The organism is Streptosporangium sp. NPDC049046 (assembly GCF_040649155.1).
GTDB lineage: Bacteria > Actinomycetota > Actinomycetes > Streptosporangiales > Streptosporangiaceae > Streptosporangium.
In genome coordinates this window covers 124,758-149,592 of record NZ_JBEZEZ010000013.1, presented here as the reverse complement: position 1 = coordinate 149,592, position 24,835 = coordinate 124,758, and the positions used below count along the sequence as shown (strand labels likewise).

At 71.2% G+C, this 24,835-nt stretch carries 21 protein-coding genes; 9 read left to right on the top strand and 12 right to left on the bottom strand.

Annotation, left to right across the window (positions count from 1 at the left end; genetic code table 11):
- Positions 1-284 precede the first annotated feature (284 nt).
- The 3 genes from AB0B96_RS20350 (at position 285) to AB0B96_RS20340 (ending at position 4,349) form a co-directional block, all read left to right on the top strand.
- On the top strand, positions 285-1,607 hold the full coding sequence (locus AB0B96_RS20350; protein WP_362900703.1) for a sensor histidine kinase: 1,323 nt from the start codon (positions 285-287) through the stop codon (positions 1,605-1,607).
- Complete coding sequence (locus AB0B96_RS20345) at positions 1,604-2,269, top strand: response regulator transcription factor (RefSeq protein WP_362900701.1); 666 nt, start codon at positions 1,604-1,606, stop codon at positions 2,267-2,269. The genes AB0B96_RS20350 and AB0B96_RS20345 overlap by 4 nt, the downstream gene beginning before the upstream one ends.
- Positions 2,270-2,399: 130 nt before the next feature.
- Positions 2,400-4,349: an alpha/beta fold hydrolase gene (locus tag AB0B96_RS20340; RefSeq protein WP_362900699.1), complete on the top strand. Its 1,950-nt coding sequence runs from the start codon at positions 2,400-2,402 to the stop codon at positions 4,347-4,349.
- Positions 4,350-4,548: 199 nt separating this feature from the next.
- Here AB0B96_RS20340 and AB0B96_RS20335 read toward each other — a convergent pair whose 3' ends face one another.
- The 8 genes from AB0B96_RS20335 to AB0B96_RS20300 form a co-directional block, all read right to left on the bottom strand.
- Complete coding sequence (locus AB0B96_RS20335) at positions 4,549-4,686, bottom strand: hypothetical protein (protein ID WP_362900697.1); 138 nt, start codon at positions 4,684-4,686, stop codon at positions 4,549-4,551.
- A 301-nt stretch (positions 4,687-4,987) separates the two neighbouring features.
- A complete protein-coding gene (locus tag AB0B96_RS20330) occupies positions 4,988-5,761 on the bottom strand; it encodes a hypothetical protein (protein WP_362900695.1) in 774 nt (257 codons plus the stop codon).
- Positions 5,761-6,627 carry a DUF692 domain-containing protein gene (locus AB0B96_RS20325; RefSeq protein ID WP_362900693.1) on the bottom strand — a complete coding sequence of 289 codons (867 nt, stop codon included), beginning with the start codon at positions 6,625-6,627 and terminating at the stop codon, positions 5,761-5,763. The genes AB0B96_RS20330 and AB0B96_RS20325 overlap by 1 nt, the downstream gene beginning before the upstream one ends.
- A gap of 142 nt (positions 6,628-6,769) precedes the next feature.
- Complete coding sequence (locus AB0B96_RS20320; RefSeq protein WP_362900691.1) at positions 6,770-7,933, bottom strand: acyl-CoA dehydrogenase family protein; 1,164 nt, start codon at positions 7,931-7,933, stop codon at positions 6,770-6,772.
- Positions 7,930-8,883, bottom strand: a complete 954-nt coding sequence (locus AB0B96_RS20315) for a hydroxymethylglutaryl-CoA lyase (protein WP_362900689.1) — start codon at positions 8,881-8,883, stop codon at positions 7,930-7,932. The genes AB0B96_RS20320 and AB0B96_RS20315 overlap by 4 nt, the downstream gene beginning before the upstream one ends.
- The gene (locus AB0B96_RS20310; protein ID WP_362900687.1) at positions 8,880-9,053 is read right to left on the bottom strand and encodes a hypothetical protein; all 174 of its coding nucleotides are present in this window, start codon (positions 9,051-9,053) and stop codon (positions 8,880-8,882) included. Before AB0B96_RS20310 ends, AB0B96_RS20315 begins: the two co-directional genes overlap by 4 nt.
- A complete protein-coding gene (locus tag AB0B96_RS20305) occupies positions 9,050-11,020 on the bottom strand; it encodes a biotin carboxylase N-terminal domain-containing protein (protein WP_362900685.1) in 1,971 nt (656 codons plus the stop codon). Before AB0B96_RS20305 ends, AB0B96_RS20310 begins: the two co-directional genes overlap by 4 nt.
- Positions 11,021-11,096: 76 nt before the next feature.
- A complete protein-coding gene (locus tag AB0B96_RS20300) occupies positions 11,097-12,665 on the bottom strand; it encodes a carboxyl transferase domain-containing protein (protein WP_350944066.1) in 1,569 nt (522 codons plus the stop codon).
- A 118-nt stretch (positions 12,666-12,783) separates the two neighbouring features.
- Between AB0B96_RS20300 and AB0B96_RS20295 the strand changes: the two genes are divergently transcribed.
- Entirely contained in the window at positions 12,784-13,383 is a 600-nt protein-coding gene (locus tag AB0B96_RS20295; protein WP_362900682.1) for a TetR/AcrR family transcriptional regulator, read from the top strand.
- A 6-nt stretch (positions 13,384-13,389) separates the two neighbouring features.
- On the opposite strand, the gene AB0B96_RS20290 is transcribed toward AB0B96_RS20295, so the two are convergent.
- Both AB0B96_RS20290 and AB0B96_RS20285 read right to left on the bottom strand, forming a co-directional pair.
- A complete protein-coding gene (locus AB0B96_RS20290) occupies positions 13,390-14,256 on the bottom strand; it encodes a universal stress protein (protein WP_362900680.1) in 867 nt (288 codons plus the stop codon).
- Positions 14,257-14,629: 373 nt separating this feature from the next.
- Positions 14,630-15,268, bottom strand: coding sequence for a hypothetical protein (locus AB0B96_RS20285; RefSeq protein WP_362900678.1), 639 nt, complete (start codon positions 15,266-15,268; stop codon positions 14,630-14,632).
- 483 nt (positions 15,269-15,751) lie between these two features.
- Between AB0B96_RS20285 and AB0B96_RS20280 the strand changes: the two genes are divergently transcribed.
- On the top strand, positions 15,752-17,968 hold the full coding sequence (locus AB0B96_RS20280) for a thiamine pyrophosphate-dependent enzyme (RefSeq protein WP_362900676.1): 2,217 nt from the start codon (positions 15,752-15,754) through the stop codon (positions 17,966-17,968).
- Positions 17,969-18,183: 215 nt separating this feature from the next.
- On the opposite strand, the gene AB0B96_RS20275 is transcribed toward AB0B96_RS20280, so the two are convergent.
- Positions 18,184-19,329: a magnesium and cobalt transport protein CorA gene (locus AB0B96_RS20275; protein WP_362900674.1), complete on the bottom strand. Its 1,146-nt coding sequence runs from the start codon at positions 19,327-19,329 to the stop codon at positions 18,184-18,186.
- Positions 19,330-19,339: 10 nt separating this feature from the next.
- On the bottom strand, positions 19,340-19,816 hold the full coding sequence (locus AB0B96_RS20270) for a nuclear transport factor 2 family protein (RefSeq protein WP_350944079.1): 477 nt from the start codon (positions 19,814-19,816) through the stop codon (positions 19,340-19,342).
- 328 nt (positions 19,817-20,144) lie between these two features.
- On the opposite strand from AB0B96_RS20270, the gene AB0B96_RS20265 reads away from it, so the two are divergent.
- The 4 genes from AB0B96_RS20265 to AB0B96_RS20250 all read left to right on the top strand — a co-directional run bounded on the left by AB0B96_RS20265 (position 20,145) and on the right by AB0B96_RS20250 (position 24,740).
- The gene (locus AB0B96_RS20265) at positions 20,145-20,858 is read left to right on the top strand and encodes a M50 family metallopeptidase (RefSeq protein WP_362900672.1); all 714 of its coding nucleotides are present in this window, start codon (positions 20,145-20,147) and stop codon (positions 20,856-20,858) included.
- A 223-nt stretch (positions 20,859-21,081) separates the two neighbouring features.
- Entirely contained in the window at positions 21,082-21,837 is a 756-nt protein-coding gene (locus AB0B96_RS20260; protein WP_362900670.1) for a histidine kinase, read from the top strand.
- Between the two features lie 118 nt (positions 21,838-21,955).
- A complete protein-coding gene (lanKC, locus tag AB0B96_RS20255; RefSeq protein ID WP_362900668.1) occupies positions 21,956-24,604 on the top strand; it encodes a class III lanthionine synthetase LanKC in 2,649 nt (882 codons plus the stop codon).
- A 4-nt stretch (positions 24,605-24,608) separates the two neighbouring features.
- The gene (locus tag AB0B96_RS20250; protein WP_350944086.1) at positions 24,609-24,740 is read left to right on the top strand and encodes a SapB/AmfS family lanthipeptide; all 132 of its coding nucleotides are present in this window, start codon (positions 24,609-24,611) and stop codon (positions 24,738-24,740) included.
- Positions 24,741-24,835 lie beyond the last annotated feature (95 nt).

The following is a 24,835-nucleotide window of genomic DNA, read 5'->3' as shown; positions in this document are numbered from 1 at the left end:
ACGATCGACGGCGCCGCAGGCGCCGAGCGCGCGTTCCGCCGCCGCACGATCTTCATGGAATCCTTCGAAAGGGATGAGCCACACCAAATGACGTGGTCTGCAGGCCTGCGGTCTGGAAGCCTGGTCTCCTATGCCCCGAGCACCCGAGCCCCTACCTCACAACGCCCCCGATCGGTCGCGCACCGGATTCGCCCCTCCCCCGCAGGCCCCCCGGTGAGCCTCACCGGCCGGATGAGCCCCGCGGGCGGGATCCGCGCCCGGCGGTGCCGCGAACGACCGCGACGATGAAGGTTTCCTCTGGAGTGCGGGCCACCCTCGACAACGCGCGAGGCACTCTCACGGGGGCGCGCACGAAGGCGGGGGCGTGGTTCGTGCGCGGGCTTTCCTGGCTCCGAACACGATGGCCGGAAGCGAGCCGTTCGCGGGTCGCCGACGTGCTCCTCGCGCTGGGCGTGTGGGCGGTGTACGTCACCCTCGCCGTTCTGCAGGACAGGTTCTCCGTCCTGGCGTTCGTGTTCTTCACGGTCTCGTCGGCGGCGCTGCTGTGGCGGCGCAGCAGGCCGGTCGTCGCCGTCGCCGTCGCCGTGGCCTGTGACTGCGTGATCGTCGTGTCGACGGGCTGGAAGGGGTACGGCCTGCAGGCGATGCTGGCCCTGTACGCGGCGGGCAGGTACGGCGAGGCCCGGCGCGCCTGGGTCGCGGCCGTCGCGGTGGGGCTGTTCTACCCGTCGGTGTCGACGGCCGTCCAGCTCGCCACCGGAGCCGAACGTCAGGACTCCGGTTCCGTAGGGATCTTCGTCCCGCTGCTGCTCGTCGGGCTGGGCAGGCTGGCGCGGCTGCGCGCGGAGGCCATCCGCAGGAGGCAGGCCGAACTCGCCGAGGAGATCGTACGGGCGGAGCGCCGTCACATCTCCCGCGAGCTGCACGACGTGGTCGCCCACAACATCAGCGCGATGCAGGTCCTCATGGGGGCGGCGCGCACGACCATGGCCCGCGATCCCGCCGGGGCCGAGGCCGCCCTGCTCAGCGCCGAGCGCGCCGGGCGGGAGGCGATGGCGGAGATGCGGCAGTTGCTGCACGTGCTGCGCGCCGACCGGGCGGACGACCCGGCCCCCGTCGAGAGCCCGTCCTTCACCGGCGAGGAAACCGGCCTCTCGGGGAGGGTTTCCTCGCTGGTCGGCCGGGCCCGCGAGGCGGATCAGCCCGCCTTTCTGGAGGTGACCGGCACCCCAGGGCGGCTGCCCGCGGCGGTCGACCACGCCGTCTACCGGATCGTCCAGGAGTCCCTGACCAACGCGCGCAAGCACGCGGGAAACGTCCCGGTGAGGGTGAGGGTCGAGTACGGGCCCACCGCGGTCGAGGTGGAGGTCGTCGACGACGGGCCCGGGGTGCCCCCTGCCGGAAAGAGACACGAAAACCACCCCGGCGAGGGTTTCGGGTTGGGCGGCATGGCCGAGCGTGTGGCACTCTGCGGTGGGCGGCTGGAGACGGGTCCCCTGCCGGGCGGGGGCTTTCGGGTCCACGCCCGGCTGCCCCTCCCGGTTCTGGGAACCGCCGGACGACCGGAGCCGGGCCACGAACCGGCCTCACGGGAGGAAGGGACATGATCAGAGTGCTGGTCGTCGACGACCACGCGCTGGTGCGCTCCGGCTTTCAGATGATCCTGGACGCCCAGGACGACCTCTCCGTGGTGGGTGAGGCCGGCGACGGCGAGGAGGCACTCGCCCTAGCCCGCGACCTGCTCCCCGACGTGGTGCTGATGGACCTGCACATGCCGGAGGCCGACGGCGTCACCGCCACCGGACGGATCACCGCCGAGCTGCCCGGCGTGCGCGTGCTCGCGCTGAGCACCTTCGACCTGGACGAGTACGTCGTCGAGGCTCTGCGCGCCGGAGCCTCGGGCTTCCTGCCCAAGGACATCTCCCCCGAGGAGCTCCTGGAGGGTGTGCGGGTGGTGCACCGCGGCGACTCGGTCGTCGCGCCACGGCTGCTGACCCGGCTGATCGGCACCTTCGTCAGGGCCGTACGGCCCCGGCCCGCGACGATGCCGCCCGAGCTCGCCGGGCTGACCGACCGCGAGCGGGAGGTGCTCGTCCTCATCGCGCGCGGGCGATCGAACCTGGAGATCGCCGAAACCCTCGACGTCGCGACCTCCACCGTGAAGAACCATGTGACCAGCCTGTTCGCCAAACTCGGCGTCCGCGACCGCGCCCAGGCCGTGGTCGCCGCCTACGAGGCGGGGTTCGTCACCCCGGGCACCACCGGCTGAGCCCTTCCGGCCGTTCTCCCTTCTGGGACCGTACTCCCAAAAGAGGAGAGCGGCCGGTGCCCGGCTCCCAGGCTGGAAACCGTTCCCCGTGCCGAGGAAAGGGGGCCGATCGCGGACGAGCCTGGAAAGCATGAACGCAGACCAACGATCCATCACACGCCGGGTCGCGGCGGCGCTCGTCGGCGCGGCAACCTGCGGGGCGCTTCTCGTCTCGCCGCTCACCACCCAGAGCGCCGCCGCCCGCGACCACGACACATCCCAGACGATCACGCGGACCGGGACCGCGGAGGCGGCAGGAGAGACGAAGGACGCGGGCGGGTTCCGACATCCGTGTGCCGCCGCGAAGACCCGCTGCGACGGAGAGATGACGGTGCCCCTCGACTGGAGTGATCCCGCCTCGGAGCGGATCACGGTGGCGTTCGCCTGGCTGCCCAGGAAGGACGCCGGCCGTCCCTCGGCCGGGACCATACTGGCCAATCCGGGCGGGCCGTCGCCGGCGCTCCCCGCGGTGCCGTTCCTGACCGAGGCACTGGGACCGGTGCTCGACCGGCACGACCTCCTGGTGGTGGAGCCGCGTGGGCTGGGGAAGTCCAGCCCGCTGCTCTGCCCGGGGCTCGACCTGGAGCGCCGGGAGACCGTGAGCGCCTGCGTCGCCCACCTGGGTCCTCGCGCCCGGTTCTTCACCGCCGACCAGGCCGTCACCGACATGAACGCCGTCCGCGAAGCCCTGGGGGTGCCGAAGGTGACGTTCTACGGCATCTCGTACGGCACCGTGTTCGCCCAGGCCTACGCCACCCGCCACCCGGACGGCCTCTCCGGGGTGCTGCTCGACAGCATCGTGCTCACGGGCGAGGACGGTTACGTGACCACGCCGATCCGCTCCCGCGCCGACCTGCTCGACGTGGCCTGTGACCCCTCACGCGCCTGCCGCCGCCTGCCGGGTGATCCCTCCGGCCTCCTCTCCAGGCTGGTACCGCACCTGCGCGCCCACCCCGATCCGCAGCTGCGGCTCTCGTCCCTCATGAACCTGACGCACAGCCTCTACCTGCCGATGGTCGGCCGCGAGGCGAGCGCGGCCGTCGCCGCCTACCTGAACGGCGACCGGCTCCCGCTACGCCGTCTCACACGAATGATCGACGAGGCACCGCGCCAGCCGCTGCGCGCGCCGGAACTGGCGGGCCTGCTCTCCTACATGTGCGCCGACACCGCCTTCCCGTTCGAGCGCACCGCCCCGGCCGACGAGCGGCGACGCCAACTGGATAGCCACTACAAGCGGGAACGCCCGTTCCGGCCGTTCGCCGTCACCGACCTGACCGCACCGCCTCCGGCGAGTCCGATCCTCGGCATGCAGGACGTCTGCACCGACTGGCCGGCCCCTCGCGTCAGCCCGCCCGTGCCGCCGGGCGCGAAACACCCTCGGGTGCCGGTCCTCGCCCTGGGAGGGGACTTCGACTCCACCACCCCGGCGGAGGCCGCCGCGGTGACCCGGCGCTTCCCCGACTCCACCTTCTCCCGGGTACGCTTCGCCGGCCACAACCTCACCACCGGCGCCCTGGTGAACGAGTGCGTCCGCGACGCGATGCGCGCCTTCCTCACCGATCCGGACGCCTTCGACGACAAACCCCGCTGTGACGACGCGAACTACCGCGCCGTCGGCTCCTTCCCCGAGACCGTGGCGCGGGTGCCCCAGGCGCGCGGCACCGACCTGCCCGCGCGGGACCGCCGGGTCCTCGCCGCCGCCTTCGCCACCGTCGCCGACGCCACCGCCAGGCGCAACCCGCTCAGGACCCCGCCCTGGGCGCCGGCCACACAGGCGGGCCTGCGCGGCGGCGCGCTGACGTTCGACGACAAGGCCGCCACCGTCGATCTGCGAGACGTCCGCTTCGTCGGCGACCTCACCGTGAACGGCGAGGTCCGCCTGAGCGGCGGCGACGCCACGGCCCGGCTCACCGTCACCGGTGGCGGCGGCGGATCCCGCGCGCTGGAACTGTCATGGAAGCCCTTCCGCGCCGAGGACGACACCGCCGTCTCCGGCACCTTCGCGGGGCACGGCTTCACCGCGACGATCCCCTCGCACTGACCCCCTTTTCTGGCCCAGGACCCTCATGAGACCGGGACGTCTTTCCCCGGAATCGCCGTAGCCGGTGCTCGCGCGGCCGGGACACCCATCGGCGAGACCTCCGTAACCGGTAACCATGCGACGGGAGGCAAGGGAGAAAAGGCCACGAGAGGCCCATACCCACCCCTTGCCTCCCGTCCGGCCGTCTCAGACGGCCGGCTCACACATCGGGGTCGTCGTGGCCGCAGCGACCACCGCCGCAGCACGAGCGGCCCGTGGTCTCCCTGCCGTCGGGACCGGTGACGGCCTCGAACACGAACTCGGGTCCCCTGTCCTCACGAGTGGTGTCATCGTTCACGATGTTCCTCCGTTCGCCGACGCCTGCCGGGGCAGGGCGGGATGACGGCCCGATGCCGGGCCGGCTTCTCCGCGATCCGGCACACCGGATGGCCGGACGCGGAGGATCGATGGCGACCGCCCATGGGAGGTCGCGCCCCGGATGCCGGGGCGGGGGCCGGTATCGGCGGAACGGGGTCCGCACGCGCCTCTCGTCCAGCCCTGCCGGTCACGACCGGCATCGCCTTCCACCTCGCGGTGACGCCCCGTCGCGATCTCGCGAGAGTCGACAAGGATCCTCCCGCCGGGCGACGCGTGCGGAGTCAGGATCGCGGCCACACCAGACCGGCCACTACCAGCTGGGTGAGCGTTTCCGCGGCTCGGGCGCGGTCGCCGCCCACCGCGGCGATCACCTGGACGGCGTCGCGGGTGCCGTCGCAGCGGGCGAGCAGCGTGGCGGTGCCGTCTCCGATCCGGTAGGCCCGCAGGAGGGGCGCCCGCCATCGGCGCTGCAACAGCACCCGCGTCGTCGCGGCGGGCAGCTCACCGATCGGCGGCCCGGCGGTGACGTCATGGGTGTACGTCCCGATCCGGACGGCGGCCGACAGCCGCAGCGCCCCGGTCACGGTCCGGCCTCCGGGTTCCGCCATGGTGGCGGCCTCGCGGGCGGCCAGCGCCGCGTCACGGTCGTGGACCAGCGTGGCGCGCGCCAGCTCGTAACGGGCGTAGGCGGCCAGCCGCGGTGTCGCGTGGACCGCGAGCCAGGCCGTGAGCCGTTCGGACTCCCAGATACCGAACGGCCGCTCCGCCGGCTGCGGGCGGCGTACGACACCTCGGGTGAACTCCTCCCACAGGGCGCGGTGACCGCCGGTGAGCTCGGCGACCGTCTCGGGCAGGCAGGTGGCGATCGCCGACCGCAGCTTGCCCAGCACGCCGGCGCGCGTCACCCGGTAACCGCCGACCGCGGCACCGGCCAGCATGGCCAGCTCGGCCTCGCTCAGCCCGTACCGGAGCCGCAGCCTCTCGGGGTCCTCGCGCAGCAGCGCGGACTCACCCTCGCGGGTCAGCATCGCCGCGAGCGCGTCCTGCACGCCCATCAGGCGCCCCCCGCCGGTTGTGCCGCTCCGCGGGAGCGCAGGACGGTTCGCGCGCGGTCGATCTCGGCGAGCAGGTCACCGAAGTCGTCGGGGAAGTTCTGGTCGCGTTCGATCAGGGTGGCGTTGAGGTGCGTACGGGACACCAGCTCCGCCAGCAGCCCCCACACCCGGGCCGGGATCGCGGCACCGTGGCTGTCGAGGGACAGCCGCTCCCCGTCCTCGTCGACGTCCCCGTCGACGCCTCCGGCCAGATGCACCTGGACGACCCGTTCGACCGGGATGGCGTCGAGGAACTCCAGCGGGTCGAAGCCGTGGTTGCGCGCGTTGATGTCGAGGTTGGCCAGATCCAGCAGCAGGCCGCACTCGCAGTGCTCCATCACCTCGGTGATGAACTGCGCCTCGGTCAGCGGGGTCGCCATGTCCACGTAGTAGGTGATGTTCTCCAGCAGGAACGGCCGACCCACCGCCTCCTGCACCCGCCCCGCCCTGCGTCCCAGCCGCCGGGCGACCTCCCTCGTCCTCGGCAGCGGCACCAGCAGCCCCACGTCGACGCTGCCGGTGCGGGTGAAGGACAGGTGGTCGCTGAACCACGGCGCGCCGACGTCGGCCACCAGCGCGGCCAGCGCCTCCACGTACGCCGCGTCCGGCTCCCGCTCCGAGCCGATGGACAGCTCCAGCCCGTGCGGCACGACCGGGAACCGGTCGGTCAGCCCTCTCAGCCGCTCACGCTCGTCGGCCGGGGCGAACAGAAAGCGCTCGGTGATCACTTCCAGCCAGTCGATCCGATCGGCATGCGCCTCGATCTCCTCGGCCAGCTCCACGCGATGTCCCAGCCCTGATCCCAGTGCGGGCAACCCTGTCAGCATGTGGTTCTCCCATCACTTCGCAGTGATGTTCACCGGCACTTCGCAACCGCTGTACCCGCAGCGTGCCCGACGGGGTCCCGAGCCACGCCGGGCCGCCTCGTCAAACTTCCGCAAAGCGCGCCGGCCGGTCCCCGCAACGGGGTCAGAGGCCGGAGAGCCCCATCTCCCGCGCGATCAGCATCCGCTGGACCTCGCTGGTGCCCTCGCCGATCTCCAGGATCTTGGCGTCGCGGTAGAAACGACCGACCGGGTACTCGTTCATGAACCCGTAGCCGCCGAAGATCTGGGTGGCGTCGCGGGCGTTGTCCATGGCGGCGTCGCCGGCGACGAGCTTGGCGATCGCGGCCTCCTTCTTGAACGGCTCGCCCGCGAGCATCTTCTCGGCCGCGTGGTGGTAGGCGAGGCGGGCGGTGTGGGTGCGGACCTCCATGTCGGCGATCTTGAACTGGATCGCCTGGTAGTGGCCGATGGGGTGACCGAACGCCTCGCGTTCGCGGACGTAGCGCAGCGACTCGTCCACGCAGCCCTGGGCCAGGCCGGTGGACAGGGCGGCGATCGCGACGCGGCCCTCGTCGAGCGTCTGCAGGAACTGCGCGTAGCCGCGTCCGCGCTCGCCGAGCAGGTTGCCCGCGGGGACCCGGCAGTTTTCGAAGGAGAGCTCACGGGTGTCGGAGCAGTTCCAGCCCACCTTGGAGTACTTCTTCGAGACGGTGAGGCCCGGCGTGCCGGACGGCACCAGGATCGTGGAGATCTCCTTCTTCCCTCCGGCCCGCTCGCCGGTGATCGCGGCCACGCCGATCACGCCGGTGATGTCGGTGCCGGAGTTGGTGATGAACGCCTTCGTACCGTTGATCACCCACTCGTCGCCGTCGAGCACCGCGGTGGTCCGCATGCCGCCGGGCACGTCGGAGCCGCCGCCGGGCTCGGTGAGGCCGAAGGCGCCGAGCATCTCGCCCGAGGCCAGCCGGGGCAGCCACCGGGCGCGCTGCTCGGGCGTGCCGAACCGGTAGATCGGCATCGCGCCCAGCGACACCGCGGCCTCAACGGTGATCGACACGCTGGAGTCCACCCTGGCCAGCTCCTCCAGGGCCAGGCAGAGCGCGAAGTAGTCGCCGCCCATGCCGCCGTACTCCTCGGGGATCGGCAGCCCGAACAGGCCCATCGCGCCCATCTGCCGCACGATGTCGTAGGGGAACTGCTCACGCTCGTAGAGGTCCCCGATCACCGGGGCCACCACGTCGCGGGCGAACGCCTCGACGGTCTTGCGAAGCTCCTCGTACTCCTCGGTCAGCTTGGGCATGATCACTCCTCGGCGTTCTCTGCGGTGGTGCGGGACGGGTGCTCGCCCAGGGCCTGGACGACCCGCGACGGGCTGGGGCGGCCGAGCCTCGCGGCGAGCCAGGTGCTGGTCTCCACCAGCGCGGCGAGGTCAAGCCCGGTCTCGACACCGAGACCGTGCAGCATCCAGACCAGGTCCTCGGTGGCGAGGTTGCCGGTGGCGCTCTCGGCGTACGGGCAGCCGCCGATGCCTCCGGTGGAGGCGTCGACGACGGTCACGCCCTCGCGCAGGGCGGTGAGGGTGTTGGCGAGGGCCTGGCCGTAGGTGTCGTGGAAGTGCACCGCGAGCCGGTCCGGGCCGCCGAACGCCTCGATCAGCGCGGCCACGTGGCCGGGGGTGCCGACACCGATGGTGTCGCCGAGCGACAGCTCGAAGCAGCCCAGGTCGAGGAGCCTGCGCCCGACGGAGACGACCTGGGCGACGGGCGTCGGCCCCTCCCACGGGTCGCCGAAGCACATCGAGACGTACGCCCTCACCTTCAGGCCGTGCTCCAGCGCCCGCGCGACGACCGGCTCGAACATCGCGAACTGCGACTCCAGCGTCCGGTTGAGGTTCCTGCCCGCGAACGTCTCGGTGGCGCTGGCGAAGATCGCGATCTCCTCGACGCCGTGTTCGAGCGCGCGGTCGAGGCCGCGCTCGTTGGGGACGAGCACCGGGTAGCGCACGCCGGGAACCCGTTCCATGCCCGCCAGCAGCTCCGAGGCGTCGGCGAGCTGGGGCACCCACTTGGGATGGACGAAGCTGGTGGCCTCGATCACGCGGTGCCCGGCGGCGGCGAGCCGGGCGATGAACTCGGCCTTGACCTCGACGGGAATCACCGCGGTCTCGTTCTGCAGCCCGTCGCGCGGCCCGACCTCGTAGATCGTGACCCGTTCCGGCAGCCCCGCGGCCTCGACCCTCTGTGGCTCGCGCATCATTCCCCCCTCACCGGTTCGTGCCTCGAGGTCCCCGTGGCCGGAATCCCGACCTCGGCGACCCATCCGGCCGTGACTCCGCCGTCGTCGTGGGTCACGGCCCATCCGGTCGTCCGCGTCGCGACCTTCCCGCGTTCCCGTACGGCCTCCGCGACCTGAGCGGAGACCGTCACGACTCCTCCTCGCGGACCACGGCGAGCACGGCGTCCATCGCGACCGCCTGGCCCGCGCGGACCCGCAGCTCGGCGACGACCCCGCCGATCGGCGCGGTCACGGTGTGCTCCATCTTCATCGCCTCCACGATGAGCAGCGGCTGCCCCTCGGCGACCCGCTCCCCCTCGCCCGCCTTCACCACCAGGACGGTGCCCGGCATCGGGCTGCGGACCAGCCCGTCACCCGCGCCTCCCGCGCCGGCCCGGTCGCCGGGGTCTCCCAGGTGGTGGCGGGTGAGCGCCCAGGCGTCGCCGTCGCGGCCGAGCCAGACGACGTCGCCGTCCCTGGCGACGGCGTAGCGTCTCGCGGTCTCGCCGAGAGTGACGAGCAGGTCGCCGTCCTCGCCGCCGCTCTCCTCGGTGAGCCGTGCCCGCACGGCCTCCGCGCCGGGCAGGCGGACCTCGGCCCCCGAGGCGGGCAGGCCGCGGACCCTGATCTCGCAGACCCCGTCGCGGCTCTCCAGCCGGTGGACGGTCCAGGCCGCCTCGCCCAGCCGCCAGCCGTCGGGGACGTCCCACGGGTCGGCGGGCGTGCCCGCGGGCGCGTGCTCGCGGTGCAGCACCAGGGCGGCGGCGGCGAGGACGTCGGCGGGGACGTCCTCGCGGGAGACGAGCTCGTCGAGGTGGCGCTCCACCAGACCGGTGTCGAGGTCTCCGGCGAGGACGGCGGGGTGACCGACCAGGGCCCTCAGGAAGGCGATGTTGGTGGGCACCCCGAGTACGGCCGTCGCCGCGAGCGCGCCGTCGAGCCGCCGCAGGGCGGCCGTCCTGTCCTTGCCCCAGGCGATGACCTTCGACAGCATCGGGTCGTAGTCGCTGCCGACCAGGCCCCCGGCCATCAGTCCCGAGTCGACCCGCACCCCCGGTGGCTCGCGCAGCGCGAGGACCCGGCCGCCGGTCGGCAGGAAGCCCCGGGAGGGGTCCTCGGCGTAGACGCGGGCCTCGACGGCGTGGCCGATGAGGCGTACCTCGTCCTGGGTGAGCGGGAGGGGCTCACCGGCGGCGACCCTGAGCTGGAGTTCGACGAGGTCCAGGCCGGTGACCAGCTCGGTGACGGGGTGCTCGACCTGCAGGCGGGTGTTCATCTCCATGAAGTAGTAGTCGCCGGTGGCGCCTTGGACGATGAACTCGACCGTCCCCGCGCCGGTGTAGCCGACGGACCTGGCGGCCTCGACCGCCGCCGCGCCCATCGCGGCCCTGGTCTCGGCGTCGAGGAGCGGCGACGGCGCCTCCTCGACGATCTTCTGGTGGCGACGCTGAAGGCTGCACTCACGTTCGCCCAGGTGGATGACGCCGCCGTAGGCGTCGGCCATCACCTGGATCTCGATGTGCCGGGGGTTCTCCACGAACCGCTCGATCAGCAGGGTCGCGTCGCCGAACGCGGCGGCGGCCGTGCGGCGGGCGGACGCCAGCGCCTCCGGCAGCTCCGCCGCGGAGCGCACGAGCACCATGCCCTTGCCTCCGCCGCCCGCCGACGGCTTGATCAGCGCGGGGAAGCCGACCCGCCCGGCCGCCTCGGCCAGGTCGTCGCCGGGCTCGGCGCCGCCGGGCACGACCGGCACCCCGGCCGCCGAGACGGTGGCCTTGGCGCGGATCTTGTCGCCCATCGCCTCCACGGCCTCCGGCGGCGGGCCGACGAAGACGAGCCCGGCCTCCGCGCAGCGCCGGGCGAAGTCCGCGTTCTCGGCGAGGAAGCCGTATCCGGGATGCACCGCCTGGGCGCCGGTCGCGGCGGCGGCGGCGAGGATGCCGTCGGTGTCGAGGTAACCGCCGGCGAGCCGCACCGCGATGTCGGCCTCGCGGACGTGCCGCGCCCCGGTGTCGGCGTCGCTGTGGACGGCGACCGAGCGGATGCCCAACCTCCGGAGAGTGCGGGTGATCCGCAGAGCGATCTCGCCGCGGTTGGCGACGAGGACGGTGTCGAACATCCGGCCCCCGCGCGGCGGCGACGCGTGTGCCGAGGAGGTCTGGTGAGTCGAGTGGGCTGAGTGGGTCATGGGGCGGTCACATCCGGAAGACGCCGTAGCCGACGGGTTCGAGGGGGGCGTTGGCCGAGGCCGACAGGGCCAGGCCCAGGACGGTACGGGTGTCGAGGGGATCGATGACCCCGTCGTCCCAGAGGCGGGCGGTGGAGTAGTAGGGGTTGCCCTGCTCCTCGTACTGCGCGCGGATGGCGTCGGGGTCGGCGTCGCCCACGGTGGACAGGACGTTGGCGGCCTGCTCGCCGCCCATCACCGAGATGCGCGCCCCCGGCCACATCCACAGGAACCGGGGCGAGTAGGCGCGCCCGGCCATCGCGTAGTTGCCGGCCCCGAACGAGCCGCCGACGACCACGGTGAACTTGGGCACCCGGGCGCAGGCGACGGCGGTGACCATCTTCGCGCCGTGCTTGGCGATGCCCCCCGCCTCGTACGCCCTGCCGACCATGAAGCCGCTGATGTTCTGCAGGAACACCAGCGGGGTGTTGCGCCGGTCGCACAGCTCGATGAAGTGGGCGCCCTTGAGCGCCGACTCGCCGAACAGGATGCCGTTGTTGGCGACGATCCCGACGGGGTGGCCGTGGATGCGGGCGAACCCGGTGACGAGCGTGGCGCCGTACTCGGCCTTGAACTCGCCGAACCTGCTGCCGTCCACGATCCTGGCGATGATCTCGCGGACGTCGTACGGGGTGCGGGTGTCGGCGGGGACGATGCCGTACAGGTCGCGGGGGTCGTGCGCGGGCTCCTCGGAGGGCACGCGCTCCCAGGGGGAGGGCGTGCGCGGCGCGAGGGTGGAGACGATGTCGCGGACGATCCGCAGCGCGTGGCGGTCGTCGTCGGCGAGATGGTCGGTGACGCCGCTGACGCGGGCGTGCAGGTCGCCGCCGCCCAGCTCCTCCGCGGTGACCTCCTCGCCGGTGGCGGCCTTCACCAGCGGCGGGCCGCCGAGGAAGATCGTGCCCTGGTTGCGGACGATCACCGCCTCGTCGCTCATCGCCGGGACGTACGCGCCGCCCGCGGTGCAGGAGCCGAGGACCGCGGCGATCTGCGGGATGCCGCGCGCGGACATGGTCGCCTGGTTGTAGAAGATCCGGCCGAAGTGCTCGCGGTCGGGGAAGACCTCGTCCTGTTCGGGGAGGAACGCGCCTCCCGAGTCGACGAGATAGACGCACGGCAGGTTGTTGTGGAGGGCGACCTCCTGGGCCCGCAGATGCTTCTTGACGGTGATCGGATAGTAGGTGCCGCCCTTGACGGTGGCGTCGTTGGCGACGACCACGCACTCGCGCCCCGAGACACGGCCCACCCCGGTGATGATCCCGGCGGCGGGGGCCACGTCGTCGTACATCCCTCCCGCGGCCAGCTGGGAGAGCTCCAGGAAGCGTGAACCGGGGTCGAGCAGCGAGTCGACGCGGTCGCGGGGCAACAGCTTGCCCCGGGAGACGTGCCGGGCGCGCGACTTCTCGGGGCCGCCCAGCCCCGCCACGGCCAGGCGCTCCCTGAGGTCGGCGACCAGACGCTCGTTCACCTCGGCGTTGCGTTTGAAGCCCTCACCGCCCGGATCACAGGCGCTCCGCAGCACCGGCCAGCCACTCATACGAGCCTCCCCGTCCGCTCCGCCCGGATCATCCGATCCGCCCTGGCGCTGCCATCGCCGGGGCACCGATGCCCGACTTCACCGCAGATGTTAGTCATTATTAACGTTACCGTCTACCATGCGAGAGGTGACGACTGCTCAGTCCCCTGCACGCACCCGTGGCTCCCGGCGCGCGGAGATCCTGGACGCCGCGGCGGAGCTGTTCGCCGCCCGCGGCTTCCACGGCGTCTCGATCGAGGAGATCGGCGGCGCGGTCGGCACCTCGGGCCCGGCCCTGTACCGCCACTTCAGCGGCAAGGACGCCCTGCTCGCGGAGATGCTGCTGGATGTCAGCGAGCGCCTGCACACCTCGGGCGCGCGCCGCGTGACCGAGGCCGCAGATGCGGAGCAGGCACTGGACGCCCTGCTCAGCTGCCAGATCGAGTTCGCGCTCAGCCACCCCGCACTGATCACCGTGCACGACAGGGAGCTCGGCAACGTGCCCGAGCCCGCGCGCCGCCGGATCCGTCGGCTGCAGCGGCTGTACGTCGAGGAGTGGGTCACCGTGCTGAGCGAGCTCTACCCCGCGCGTTCCCAGGCCGGGCTGCGCGCCGCGACCCACGCCGTCTTCGGACTGCTCAACTCCACCCCGCACAGCGCGGGCGAGCTGCCGCCCGCGGCGATGGCGGAGCTGCTGCGCGGTATGGCACGTGCGGCGCTGGCCGCCTCCCAAGGTTAAGGGTCGCTAACCTCTGGCGGACAGCTCCGCCCAGGTGGACGGACTCCACGCCTGCGAGGGGGTCACCACGACCGTGCACGGCGCCTCGCTCAGCATCACCCGGCAGACCGGGCCGATGGCGGGATCCAGCGGATCGTGGTGCTCCCGGTCGGGGACGACCAGCAGGTCAGAACGGTCGGCCGCGTGACGGAGCGCCTCGACGTGAGGGCGTGTCTCGATCATCGTCTCCACCACGACCGTGGGATACCTCTCCTCCCACACCGAGACGCTGGTGTTGAAGTGGACGGCCGCCGACCTGAGATCGCCGGTGTCCTCGGAGCAGAGGCAGATGATGAGCAGCGTCGCCCTGCGCAGCCTCGCCTCCTCGAAGGCGATGGCCAGCTCCTGCGAGTCGACGGCGGCGTCCTCCACCGCGATCGCCACGCGGCCGACGCGCTGGTGGCCCGGCCTCCTGACGACGGCCACCGGGCAGCGGGCGTGCGCGGCGACCTCGACGGTCGAGCCGATCCGCAGTTCCTCGGGGTCGCCCGCGCCACGCGGGCCGATCGCGATCAGCTCCGCGTCGTTCGACAGGCCCACCAGGGCGGCGGCCGGGGTCCCCTCCACCAGTCGCCCGTGTATGGACGCCCTGGGTGCCATCTCACGCGCGGTCATCAGCCCGTTCTCCAGGACGCGCCCGCCCATCCGCCGTACGACCTCGGTGGTCTCGGGGGCGAGGGAGAGCCTGGGGTAGGGCCACTGCCAGGCGTGGCAGACGAGCAGCGGGAGAAATCTCAGGCGGGCGTCCTCGACGGCCCATCGCAGGGCCAGGCGGCTCTCCGCCGAACCGTCGTATCCGACGACCACCGGTCGCCCTTCGTCCCGTACCGGCATGGCGGCTCCTCTCCTGCGTCACTCCTTTCCATCCTTCTCCGAGTCCGCCCGCCGAGAAGGGCACCCTTCCACAAGACTCTTCCTGTTTTGCGGCGCGCATCGGCAAAGACGCCTTCTCCCGCCCGGGGGCGGGAGGGCGATTGAAGACCGGCCGGGGCCGGGAGGGGTTTCGCGCGGGCCGCACGGCCGCGCGAATCTGCCGGAGTGGCACGGCGGCCGGTCGCCGGCACGGTCATCCGTAACGTCGCCGTGTCTTGTCCGCGTCTCACCCGCGTCTCACCCGCGCGGGACGGTCACGGGCATGGGACCGTCACCGGCGCGAGCCGATCACAGGTGCGGGCACGGGACGGTCACGAGCACCGGCGTGAGCCGGTTACAGACACGAGCCGGTCACGGCCACGACGCCGGTCGGCGCACAGAACGTTCCCGCCCATGCGGCGACGGCCGACGTGACCGCGAGCGGCGTGCCCGGCGCGGCGAAGATCACCGGCGTCGATACGACCTGGACCGGCGGGACGGTCACGGGCGGCGCGACGCCGACCGGCGGGGTGGTGCCGGGCGGGGTCGTGTCGACCGGTGGAGTCGTGCCAGGCGGAGTGGTGCCAGGCGGAGTGGAACCGGGCGGAGTGGTGCCAGGCGGGGTCGTGTCGACCGGTGGAGTCGTGCCAGGCGGAGTGGAACCGGGCGGGACGACGCCGGGCGGGGTCGTGCCGGGCGTGAGCGACGCGTCGGGCGGCGGCGGAGTCCCGGGCACCGCGGCCGCGGGCACCGGAGCGGTTCCCGGTACGGGCGGGGGCGGCGTCGCGACCGAGGGCGCCGGCGCGGACACCGGCGCCGACGGGTTTCCGTACGCCGGTGCGCTCCCAACGGCCGGCATCCCGGAAACCGGCGTGTCACCGGAAAGCGCCGTGACGGACCTCGCCGTATCCGGAGACGGTTCGGCGGCGTGGGCGGCGGCCGGCAGCATGACGACCGCCCCCACCGCCCCGGTGAGAATCAATTTTCCAAGCATGCGCGTCTCCACTCATGTGACTGATGCGATGGACGTGAACTCCGAAGATGCTGGCAGCCGCAGTATCCGCCGATGGCAAAGAGACCCTCCGCGAGAAGTCCGCAGGAGGAACGGCTTGTGGCAACAGGGGCGCGAGATACCCATGGATCGGAACACAAGGCCGGAAACGAATGCGCTCACCCTGTTCGGGGCTTCCGCCCTTCTGACCCGACTCATCCTGCCCGGCAGGCCCGGTGTCGGATTCCCGTGTCAGAGCCCTGCGCCGGCAGTGTCCCGCCGGGGTTCCGGCGTCAAGGCCTCACCCTGGGGACCGGCGTGAAGTATCCGGCTCCGACGTTCCCGTTCATTCGTCGAACGGGCTGTAAAATCACGTCTGACAAGGTGTCATGAATGCTGGTTAAATGTGATCGGTCCGCCATCTCGTCGCCATCAAAGATGTCAAGGTTGGGGACGGCGTCCGTCGATGGGGGACATAATCGGGCTGTGGCGCGCGACACTGTTGAGACCCATTTCACCGACGCCGTGAGTGCCCTTTCCCCCGGCACACCGCGCGACCCCGGCCTGCCCGTGCGGGAGGACACCACCCTGACCGGGGCCAGGTGCCGCGAGCTGTTTCAGTTCCAGCTCGGCAGCAGGCTGCTGGACGTCACCGCCCGCTGGCTGCGCGAGCAGGGCGAGGGGTTCTACACGATCGGCTCGGCTGGGCACGAGGGCAACGCCGCGGTCGCCGCCGCGTCGCGCGTCACCGATCCGGCCCTCCTGCACTACCGGTCGGGCGCCTTCTACCTGACCAGGTCGGCGATGGCGGGACGGCTGCCCGAGGAAGGGCTGCGCGACGTGCTGCTCGGCCTGACCGCCTCGGTCGAGGAGCCGATCGCGGGCGGGCGGCACAAGGTCTTCGGCCACCCGGACCTCGCGGTGATCCCCCAGACCTCCACGATCGCCAGCCACCTGCCCCGCGCGGTGGGCGTGGCCTTCGCCATCGAGCGCGCCCGCCAGCTCGGCGTACCGGGGCCGTGGCCGAGCGACGCGATCGTGATCTGCAGTTTCGGCGACGCCTCGACGAACCACGCCAGCGCCCTGTCGGGCCTCAACACGGCCGCCTACGGCTCGTACCAGAAGCTGCCACTGCCGATCCTCTTCGTCTGTGAGGACAACGGCCTGGGCATCAGCGTGCGCACCCCCGACGGCTGGGTCAAGGCCGCCCGCCACCCGTTGATGAGGTATTTCGAGGCCGACGGCTGTGACCTGGCCGATGTCCACGACATGGCGCTCGCCGCCACCGACCACGTCCGCACGCACCGCGCGCCCGCCCTGCTGCGCGTGAGCACCGTCCGGCTGATGGGCCACGCGGGCTCGGACGTGGAGCTGTCGTATCGGACCAAGCGGGAGATCGACGCCGACCTGGCGCGCGACCCGCTGGTGGCGACCGCCAGGCTGCTCGTCGAGGCCGGTCTGACCACTCCCGACGAGCTGCTGCTCCGGTACGAGACGACGCGCGAGCACCTGTTCAAGATGGCGATGGAGAGCTCTCGGCGCCCTCGGCTGATCTCCGCCTTCGACATCGTGGAGCCGCTCGCCCCGCGCACCCCCGCGGCCGTCGCCGCGGCCTGCACCGAAGTGGCGGCCACCGACGTCAGGTCGAGGGCCTTCGCCGGCAGGCTCCCCGAGCGGGAGGGCCCGCTGACCTTCTCCCAGGCCGTCAACCGCACCCTCGCCGACTCCCTGGCCGCCCACCCCGACGTGCTCGTCTTCGGCGAGGACGTGGCACGCAAGGGCGGCGTCTACGGCGTCACGCGCAGCCTGCAGAAGCGCTTCGGCCCCGGCCGGGTGTTCGACACCCTCCTCGACGAGCAGTCCGTGCTCGGCCTCGCGCTCGGCTCGGGGGTCTCCGGCCTGCTGCCGGTGCCCGAGATCCAGTATCTGGCCTACCTGCACAACGCCCTGGACCAGATCCGGGGCGAGGCCGCGACGCTCCAGTTCTTCTCCCAGGGGGCCTTTCGCAACCCGATGGTGGTGCGCGTCGCCTCCTACGCCTACCAGAAGGGCTTCGGCGGCCACTTCCACAACGACAACTCCATCGCCGCCCTGCGCGACATACCCGGCCTGGTCGTGGCCTCCCCCGCCCGGCCCGACGACGCCGCCTCGATGCTGCGCACCTGCCTCGCCGCCGCCCGCGTCGACGGCAGCGTCTGCGTCTTCCTTGAGCCCATCGCCCTGTACAACACCCGCGACATGTTCGAGGAGGGTGACAACGGCTGGCTCGCCCCGTACGCCCCCCCGGCGCGATGGGCGGAGACGCACATCCCGATCGGACGCGCCCGCAGCTACGGCGACGGCCGCGACCTGACCATCGTGACCTTCGGCAACGGGCTGCGGATGAGCCTGCGCGCCGCGGTGAGGCTCACCGCGGAGGGGCACAGCTGCCGGGTCCTGGACCTGCGCTGGCTCTCCCCCCTCCCGGTCGAGGACCTGATGCGAGCCGCGGAGCTGACCGGCCGGGTGCTGATCGCCGACGAGACCCGCCGCACCGGGGGCGTCTCGGAGAGCATCGTCGCCGAGCTGCTCGACGCGGGTTTCACCGGCAGGATCGCCCGGGTGACCTCCTCGGACAGCTTCATCCCCCTGGGCGAGGCGGCGAGGCACGTGCTGCTGTCGGAGGCCGAGATCGAGGCGGCCGCCCGCAAGCTGCTCGGCTGACCGCCCTCGCTTTTCGAAATCGTCGACAACCTTGAGGTGAAGATGGACGCCCGGATGGAGTCCTTCGAAAGCCGGATGAAGTCCATGGAAGGCCGGATGGACGCCTTCGAGGTCCGGATGGACTCCATGAACGGCAAGCTGGACCTGATTCTGACCAAGCTCGGCTGAGCCTCGCCGATGGGCCTCGGGCCGGTGGCCCGGGGCTCACGACGGGTTCACAGCCAGTCTCGGCGTTTGAACACCAGATAGAGGGTGAGGCAGACGCCCGCCATGAGCATGACCGCGAAGGGATAGCCCCACGCCCAGTGGATCTCGGGCATCACGTCGAAGTTCATGCCGTAGATGGTGCCGACGAGGGTGGGGGCGAACAGGATCGCGGCCCACGCGGAGATCCGTTTGACCTCCTCGTTCTGGGCGTTGCTCGCCTCGGTGAGGTTGGTCATGTGCTCGTTCTGGGCCTGGGCCACCATGGTCGAGTTGACCACGAGGATGTCGTGGAGCATCTGGCGGAAGCCGCTCACCCGCTCGGCGACGGTGATCGCGTGGTCGGCCACGTCCCGCAAGTATCTCTGCAGTTCCTGGTCCACCCCGTACTTGTCCGCGCCCGCGATGAAACCCTCGATCATGCCCAGGAGCGGCTGGGTGGCCCGCTGGAACTCGATCACCTCGCGCGACAGCTCGTAGATGCGGCGGGAGACCCCGGGTTCGTTGCCGAAGACCTGGACCTCGATCTCGTCGATGTCGTTCTGCAGGCCGGCGACCACGGGGGCGTAGCCGTCCACGACCGCGTCGAGGATGGCGTAGAGCACCGCCTGCGGCCCCTGGCCGAGCAGTTCGGGGTCGTGCTGCATGCGGCGGCGGACCTGGGACAGGTCGGGAGCCTCACTGTGCCGTACGGTGATCACGAAGTTCTTGCCGACGAAGACGTGCAGCTCGCCGAAATCGACCTCCTCGGCCTCGTCGAGGTAGCGGGCCGGGCGCAGCACCACGAACAGGGTGTCGCCGTAGCGGTCGGCCTTGGGGCGCTGGTGGGCGACGATGGCGTCCTCGACCGCCAGCTCGTGCAGGTCGAACTCCTCGGCGACGTTGAGGATGACGCCGTCCTCCGGCCGGTAGAAGCCGATCCAGGCCATGCTGTCCGGGGTGTTCTTCAGGCGGTCGAACGCCTCGGGCAGCGACTCGGGGGTCGCCGCCCGATGACCGTTGACGTAGATCGCGTTGTCGATGACGCGCGAACGGGGCGGGGCCGGCCGCTCCTCGCCGGCGGACCTGGGGTCCATCGATCGCTCGGGAGACTCCCGACCGGTGCCGGAACGCCCGCGCATCAGGCTCCGCAGGCCTCGCATTCGCCGGTCGGTCACACGTCTCTCCTCATCGGGCGCTCATGAACTCCTGCAGCGACCGCATCGCGGTGGCACGGATCTTCGCCCTCAGCATCGGGGTCCAGCCGAGGACGATTCCGACCGGCCGGCCCATCGCCATCTTGGACCAGCGCCTGAGGTCGAAGTCGTCGTGGTGGCGGACGATCAGTCCGTCCTCGAAGCGGAAGAGGGCGTCGACCTCGTTGACGACCCTCCTGCCCCTCTCGCCGAAGGTGTAACGACCGGTCCAGTGCGCCGTGCCCTCGTACGGGCGCACGGTGATGTCGCGTACGGTCACGGCGAGGTCGGGGCTGCGGCTCAGCAGCATCCGCCACATGCCCATGACCTTGTCGCGTCCTTCGAGGTCCTGGAAGACGGGATCACCGAAGGTGACGTCAGGGTGGTAGCAGAGCTCCATCGCGTCGGCGTCGCGGCGCGCGAATGCCTCGTAGAACGTCTTGATGAGCTCGGCGTTCCGATCGTTCACGAGTTTCTCCCGACCATCAATGTCCTGCCGACCGAAGTGTAGTGCGCGGAGGAGCCAAGGAGATTGTCCGCGTTTTGCCAGTACAGCGCATGGATCCGGTCGTCGCCAGGCCTGCCGGGCGCGTGGAGCCGAGGGGCGTACGGGTGGGGGACGTTCGAGAGGTCTCCGCCGAGCGGGATCTCTCCGGTCCGGCCCGGTCCTCGCCGGCGGGCGGAACCGCCCGCGGCCGCGAATTCCGGCATCATATTCGGCACGGTTCCGACTTTATCCCCAGCACACCGGCAGTCGTGGGACGCTTTACTCTCACGCCGCGAAGGAGAAACGAGCGTTGTCCGACCTCTGGGTGACCCTGACCACGTCCCGTTCCGGGCCGCCCCTGTGGGTTGTGCTGCTGTCCGCTCTGGCCGCGCTGGGCGTGGTGTCGTGGTCCACCTCGTGGCAGCTGTCGCGAGGGCTGATCACCATCGCCCACGAGGGCGGGCACGCGCTGGTGGCGCTGCTCACCCGGCGCAAACTGGAGGGCATCCGGCTGCACTCCGACACTTCGGGTGTCACCCTGACCAGGGGAAAGCCCCGAGGGTTCGGCATGATCCTGACCGCCGCCGCCGGATACGTCACCCCGTCCCTGCTGGGACTGGGCGGGGCGTGGCTCACCTCCTCCGGCTATGTGGCGGTGCTGATCACGATAGTGATCGGGTTGCTGTTCTGCATGCTGCTGCTGATCCGCAACCTGTTCGGCGTGGTGAGCCTGCTCGCCACCGGAGGCGCGATCTTCGCCTTCACCTGGTACGCGGCGCCCGACATGGACGCGGTCCTGGCCTATCTGGCCGTGTGGTTCCTGCTGCTGGGCGGCATCCGGCCGATCGTGGAGCTCCAGCGCAAGCGGCGTCGCCACCAGGCGCCCGACTCCGACGCCGACCAGCTCGCCAGGCTCACCTTCCTGCCCGGCGGATTCTGGGTCTTTCTGTTCCTCGTGGTGGCGGGCGCGTGCCTGGTGGCCGGAGCGTACCTGCTGCTGCCCTCGACGCTCGGGCTCATCTGAGAGATCCCGCTGGATACTCCCGCCCGCCGTCCCCGCGCGGGAAGCATGGCGATCACGATTCGCCGACGAAGCATTAGACGGGCTATACCACCGCATTTCATGCTGATTTCCTGACGGTCCTCGCCTGCCGCCTCATGTCGCGGAACCACGCCTCTTGATTGACATTTAACGACTTTTTTGAGTTTATTAGCGGGAATATCATTTCTCCTGCGAGAGGCGTTCCATGCCCCACCCCGCTTACCTCGTCGGAGCGGTCGGAACGGGCATCCTGCTGGTCTCACTGGGCGCGACACTCGTCCTCGCCCTGCGGATCAGACGGCTCCACGCCGAGCGGGAGCGGGCACTCAGCAGAGCGTACGAGAGATTCGCCCGCGACATGCACGACATCGTGGGGCACTGGCTCTGGCTGGCATCCATCAAGGGAGAGCTGGCCCACAGGAAGGCGAACGGCGACGCGCGCCTGCGCGAGGAGCTGGAAGAGGTGTTGCAGGCGGTGCGGCAGGCCGCGCACGCCGTACGGAACGTGTCGGAGGCCGCCCGCCGTCTGTCGTTCTCCGGGGAGGTCACGCGGGCCAGGACCCTGATGGAGGGCTTCGGGGCCTACTGCTCGGTCCGGGTCGACGTGGACGAGCTTCCCGAGGTGGTGAGCACCGCGCTGGGCGCCGTGGTCCGCGAGGGCGTGACGAACATGCTGCGGCACAGCCGGGTGAAGCGGTGCGCGATCGAGCTGGTCGAGTACGACGGCCGGCTGCGCCTCACCGTCGTCAACGACGGGGCTCCCCGGCAGGAGACCCCCTCCGAGGGCGCCTTCGGGACCGCCTCCACCGGCAACGGCGTGGACAACCTGGGTCACCGCGTGGGCGAGCTGGGCGGCATGGTTCGGGCGGTCGGCGGCACGGACGGATGGTTCACGCTGATGGCCGAGATTCCCACTAATTTTCCCGAATCATATTCACGTTTGCCGCAAAAGCGCAGGTAGCGCACATCGTCATGGTTGACACTGTGAGTTTCGCATATACGACTGGTTTAGTTTGTAACTAGTGGTTTCTCGGGTTATCCGTAATTCTCTCTTCTGGAAGACAGCAGGGGAGAATGTGGTGGATGACCAGTATGAGCTTTATTGCCTGGCCGACCCGCTTTTTTATGACACGCTTGACGGCCGCCGGGGTGATCACCCCGATTTCGCGCTCGCTGCCCGAGATGTCCCGGACGGCTGGCAGCACCAGGCGACCGACACCTGGATGCACTACGCGCCGCTCGACGGTCGCACACCCGCCCAGGGCTGGAAGATCCACATCTCCGCTCGCGCCGAGGACGCCGACCGCGCCATAGAGGCGGTCTGGGACTACTGCGTCCCCCGCGGCATCGCGTTCAAGTTCCTGCGCAACCTGCCGGTCATGACCATGCTGAACTCCAAGGCCGCCCCCCGCGGCTCCAGCGGGAAGCTCGTGACGATCTACCCGGTGGACGAGGCGCAGCTGGAGCTCACCCTCAAGGAGCTCGACGAGCTGCTCACGGGCGTCGAGGGGCCCTACATCCTCAGCGACCTCCGCTACGGCCAGGGCCCGCTCTTCGTACGGTACGGCGGCTTCGCCGGACGGCGCTGCCTGGCCGACAACGGCGAGCTGGTGCTGGCCATCGAGGACGGCGAGGGCCGGCTCGTCCCCGACGTGCGGGAGCCCTCCTTCGGCGTGCCGTCCTGGGTGACGCTGCCCGCCTTCCTCGAACCCCACCTGGCGGCCCGCAACGCGGTCACCACCGAAGGGCTGCCGTACCGGGTCGAGAGCGTGATGCAGTTCTCCAACGGTGGCGGCGTCTATCTGGGAGAGGACCTGCGCACCGGGAAGCGGGTCGTACTGAAGGAGGCCCGCCCGCACGCCGGCCTGGACGCCGCCGGCCGGGACGCGGTGGCGCGGCTGGCGCACGAGCGCGACATGCTGGAGCGCCTGTCCGGACTGGACGCGGTGCCCACGCTGATCGACTACTTCACCCTGGGCGGGCACCACTTCCTGGTCGAGGAGTTCGTCGACGGCAACCCGCTCCAGCGCCAACTCGTGCACAAATACCCGCTCACCAGGGCGACCTGCGACGAGGCGGCCATCGCCGAGTACACCGCCTGGGTGCTCGACATACTTCCCAAGGTGCGCCGGGCGGTCGAGTCCCTGCACGAGCGCGGGGTGGTCTTCGGCGACCTGCACCCGAACAACATCCTCGTGACCGAGGACGGCCGCCTGACCCTGATCGACTACGAGGTGGCGACCCTCACCGAGGACCGCGGCCGCGCGGCGCTCGCCCACCCCGCGTTCGGCGCCCCGGCCGACCGGCAGGGCGTCGACGTCGACCTGTACGCCCTCTCCTGCCTCTGCCTCGGGCTCTTCGCCCCCCAGCTCACGATCATGCTGCCGCTCGACCGCGCCAAGGTGACCGAGCTGGCCAGGCTCATCGGCGAGACCTTCCCCGTGCCGCGCGAGATGCTCGACGAGGCGGTCCTCACCGTCGCGGGCCCCGAACCCGCTGCGGCCACGCCCTACCCGAAACCGGGACGCGACAGCTGGCCCCGGCTCAAGGAGGCGATGACCCGGGCCATCCTGGCGAGCGCCACCCCCGAGCGCGAGGACCGGCTCTTCCCCGGCGACGTCGCCCAGTTCCAGCCCGGCGGCGGCGTCAACCTCGCGTACGGCGCGGCCGGCGTGCTCTACGCGCTGGCGAGCACCGGAGCCGAGCGCCGTCCCGAGCACGAGGACTGGCTGCGCGCGAAGGCGCTCGCCCCCGCCCCGGGGACGGGGATCGGGTTCTACGACGGCCTGCACGGTGTGGCCTACGTCCTTGACCTGCTCGGGCACCGCCAGGACGCGATCGACACCGCCGACCTGTGCCTGCGCCAGAAATGGGAGGCGCTGGAGCTCGGGCTGTTCAGCGGCCTGGCCGGCATGGGCCTGAACCTGCTCCACCTGGGCCGGACCACCGGCGAGCGGACCTTCACCGAGGTGGCCCTGCAGATCACCGGCATCTGCTCCGACAGGCTGGGCGGGCCCGAGGACGTACCCCAGGTCAGCGGCGGCGTCCACCCCCGGGCCGGGCTGATGTACGGCTCCTCCGGGCCCGCTCTTCTCTTCATGCACGCCTACGAGCACACCGGCGACGCGTCGCTGCTCGACAGGGCCGCCGTGGCGCTCCGGCAGGACCTGCGGCGCTGCGTCACCGGTGAGGACGGAACCCTCCAGGTCGACCAGGGCTGGCGTACGCTGCCCTACCTGGACGAGGGGTCGGTGGGCATCGGCATCGTCCTCGCCCGTTACCTCGCCCACCGGGAGGACGAGGACCTGCGCGCCGCGCTCGACGGCTGCCGGCGTGTCACCCGGGGACGCTACTTCGTGCAGTCCGGCCTGTTCACCGGCCGGAGCGGCATGCTCGGCGCCCTCGGCTGGGGTCTGGGCCCCGAGCCGAACGCCTCCCTTACCGACCACACCGACATGGCCGAGCAGCTTCGCGGGCTGGCCTGGCACGCGCTGCCCCACGGCGGCGGGCTCGCCTTCCCCGGTAACCAACTGCTCAGGCTCTCCATGGACTTCGCGACCGGCACGGCCGGAGTCCTGTTCGCGATGAGCGCCGTGCTGCACGACCGGCCGGTGTTCCTCCCCTTCATCGAGCCGCCCGGCGACACGAGCACCCCGTCAGGGGTGTCCGCGCACGAACCCGCCGGGCGGTTTGGCCCCCACGGCACATCAGTATCAAAGGAGGTGTAACGACATGGTCCTTCTCGACCTGCAGTCCCTGGAGGCCCCCACCGGCGGTGGTGGCGGTGGCGGCGGCAGCACCCTCACGGTCCTGGGCTGCCAGTCCGGCAAGCCCAGCAACCTGAGCGTCGCCCTCTGCCACTAGGCATCCCGGTTTTCCCGATATCCGTTCGGTTCCCACCAGAAGTGAGGCAATCCCATGGTTCTTCTCGACCTGCAGTCCCTGGAGACCCCCGGCGG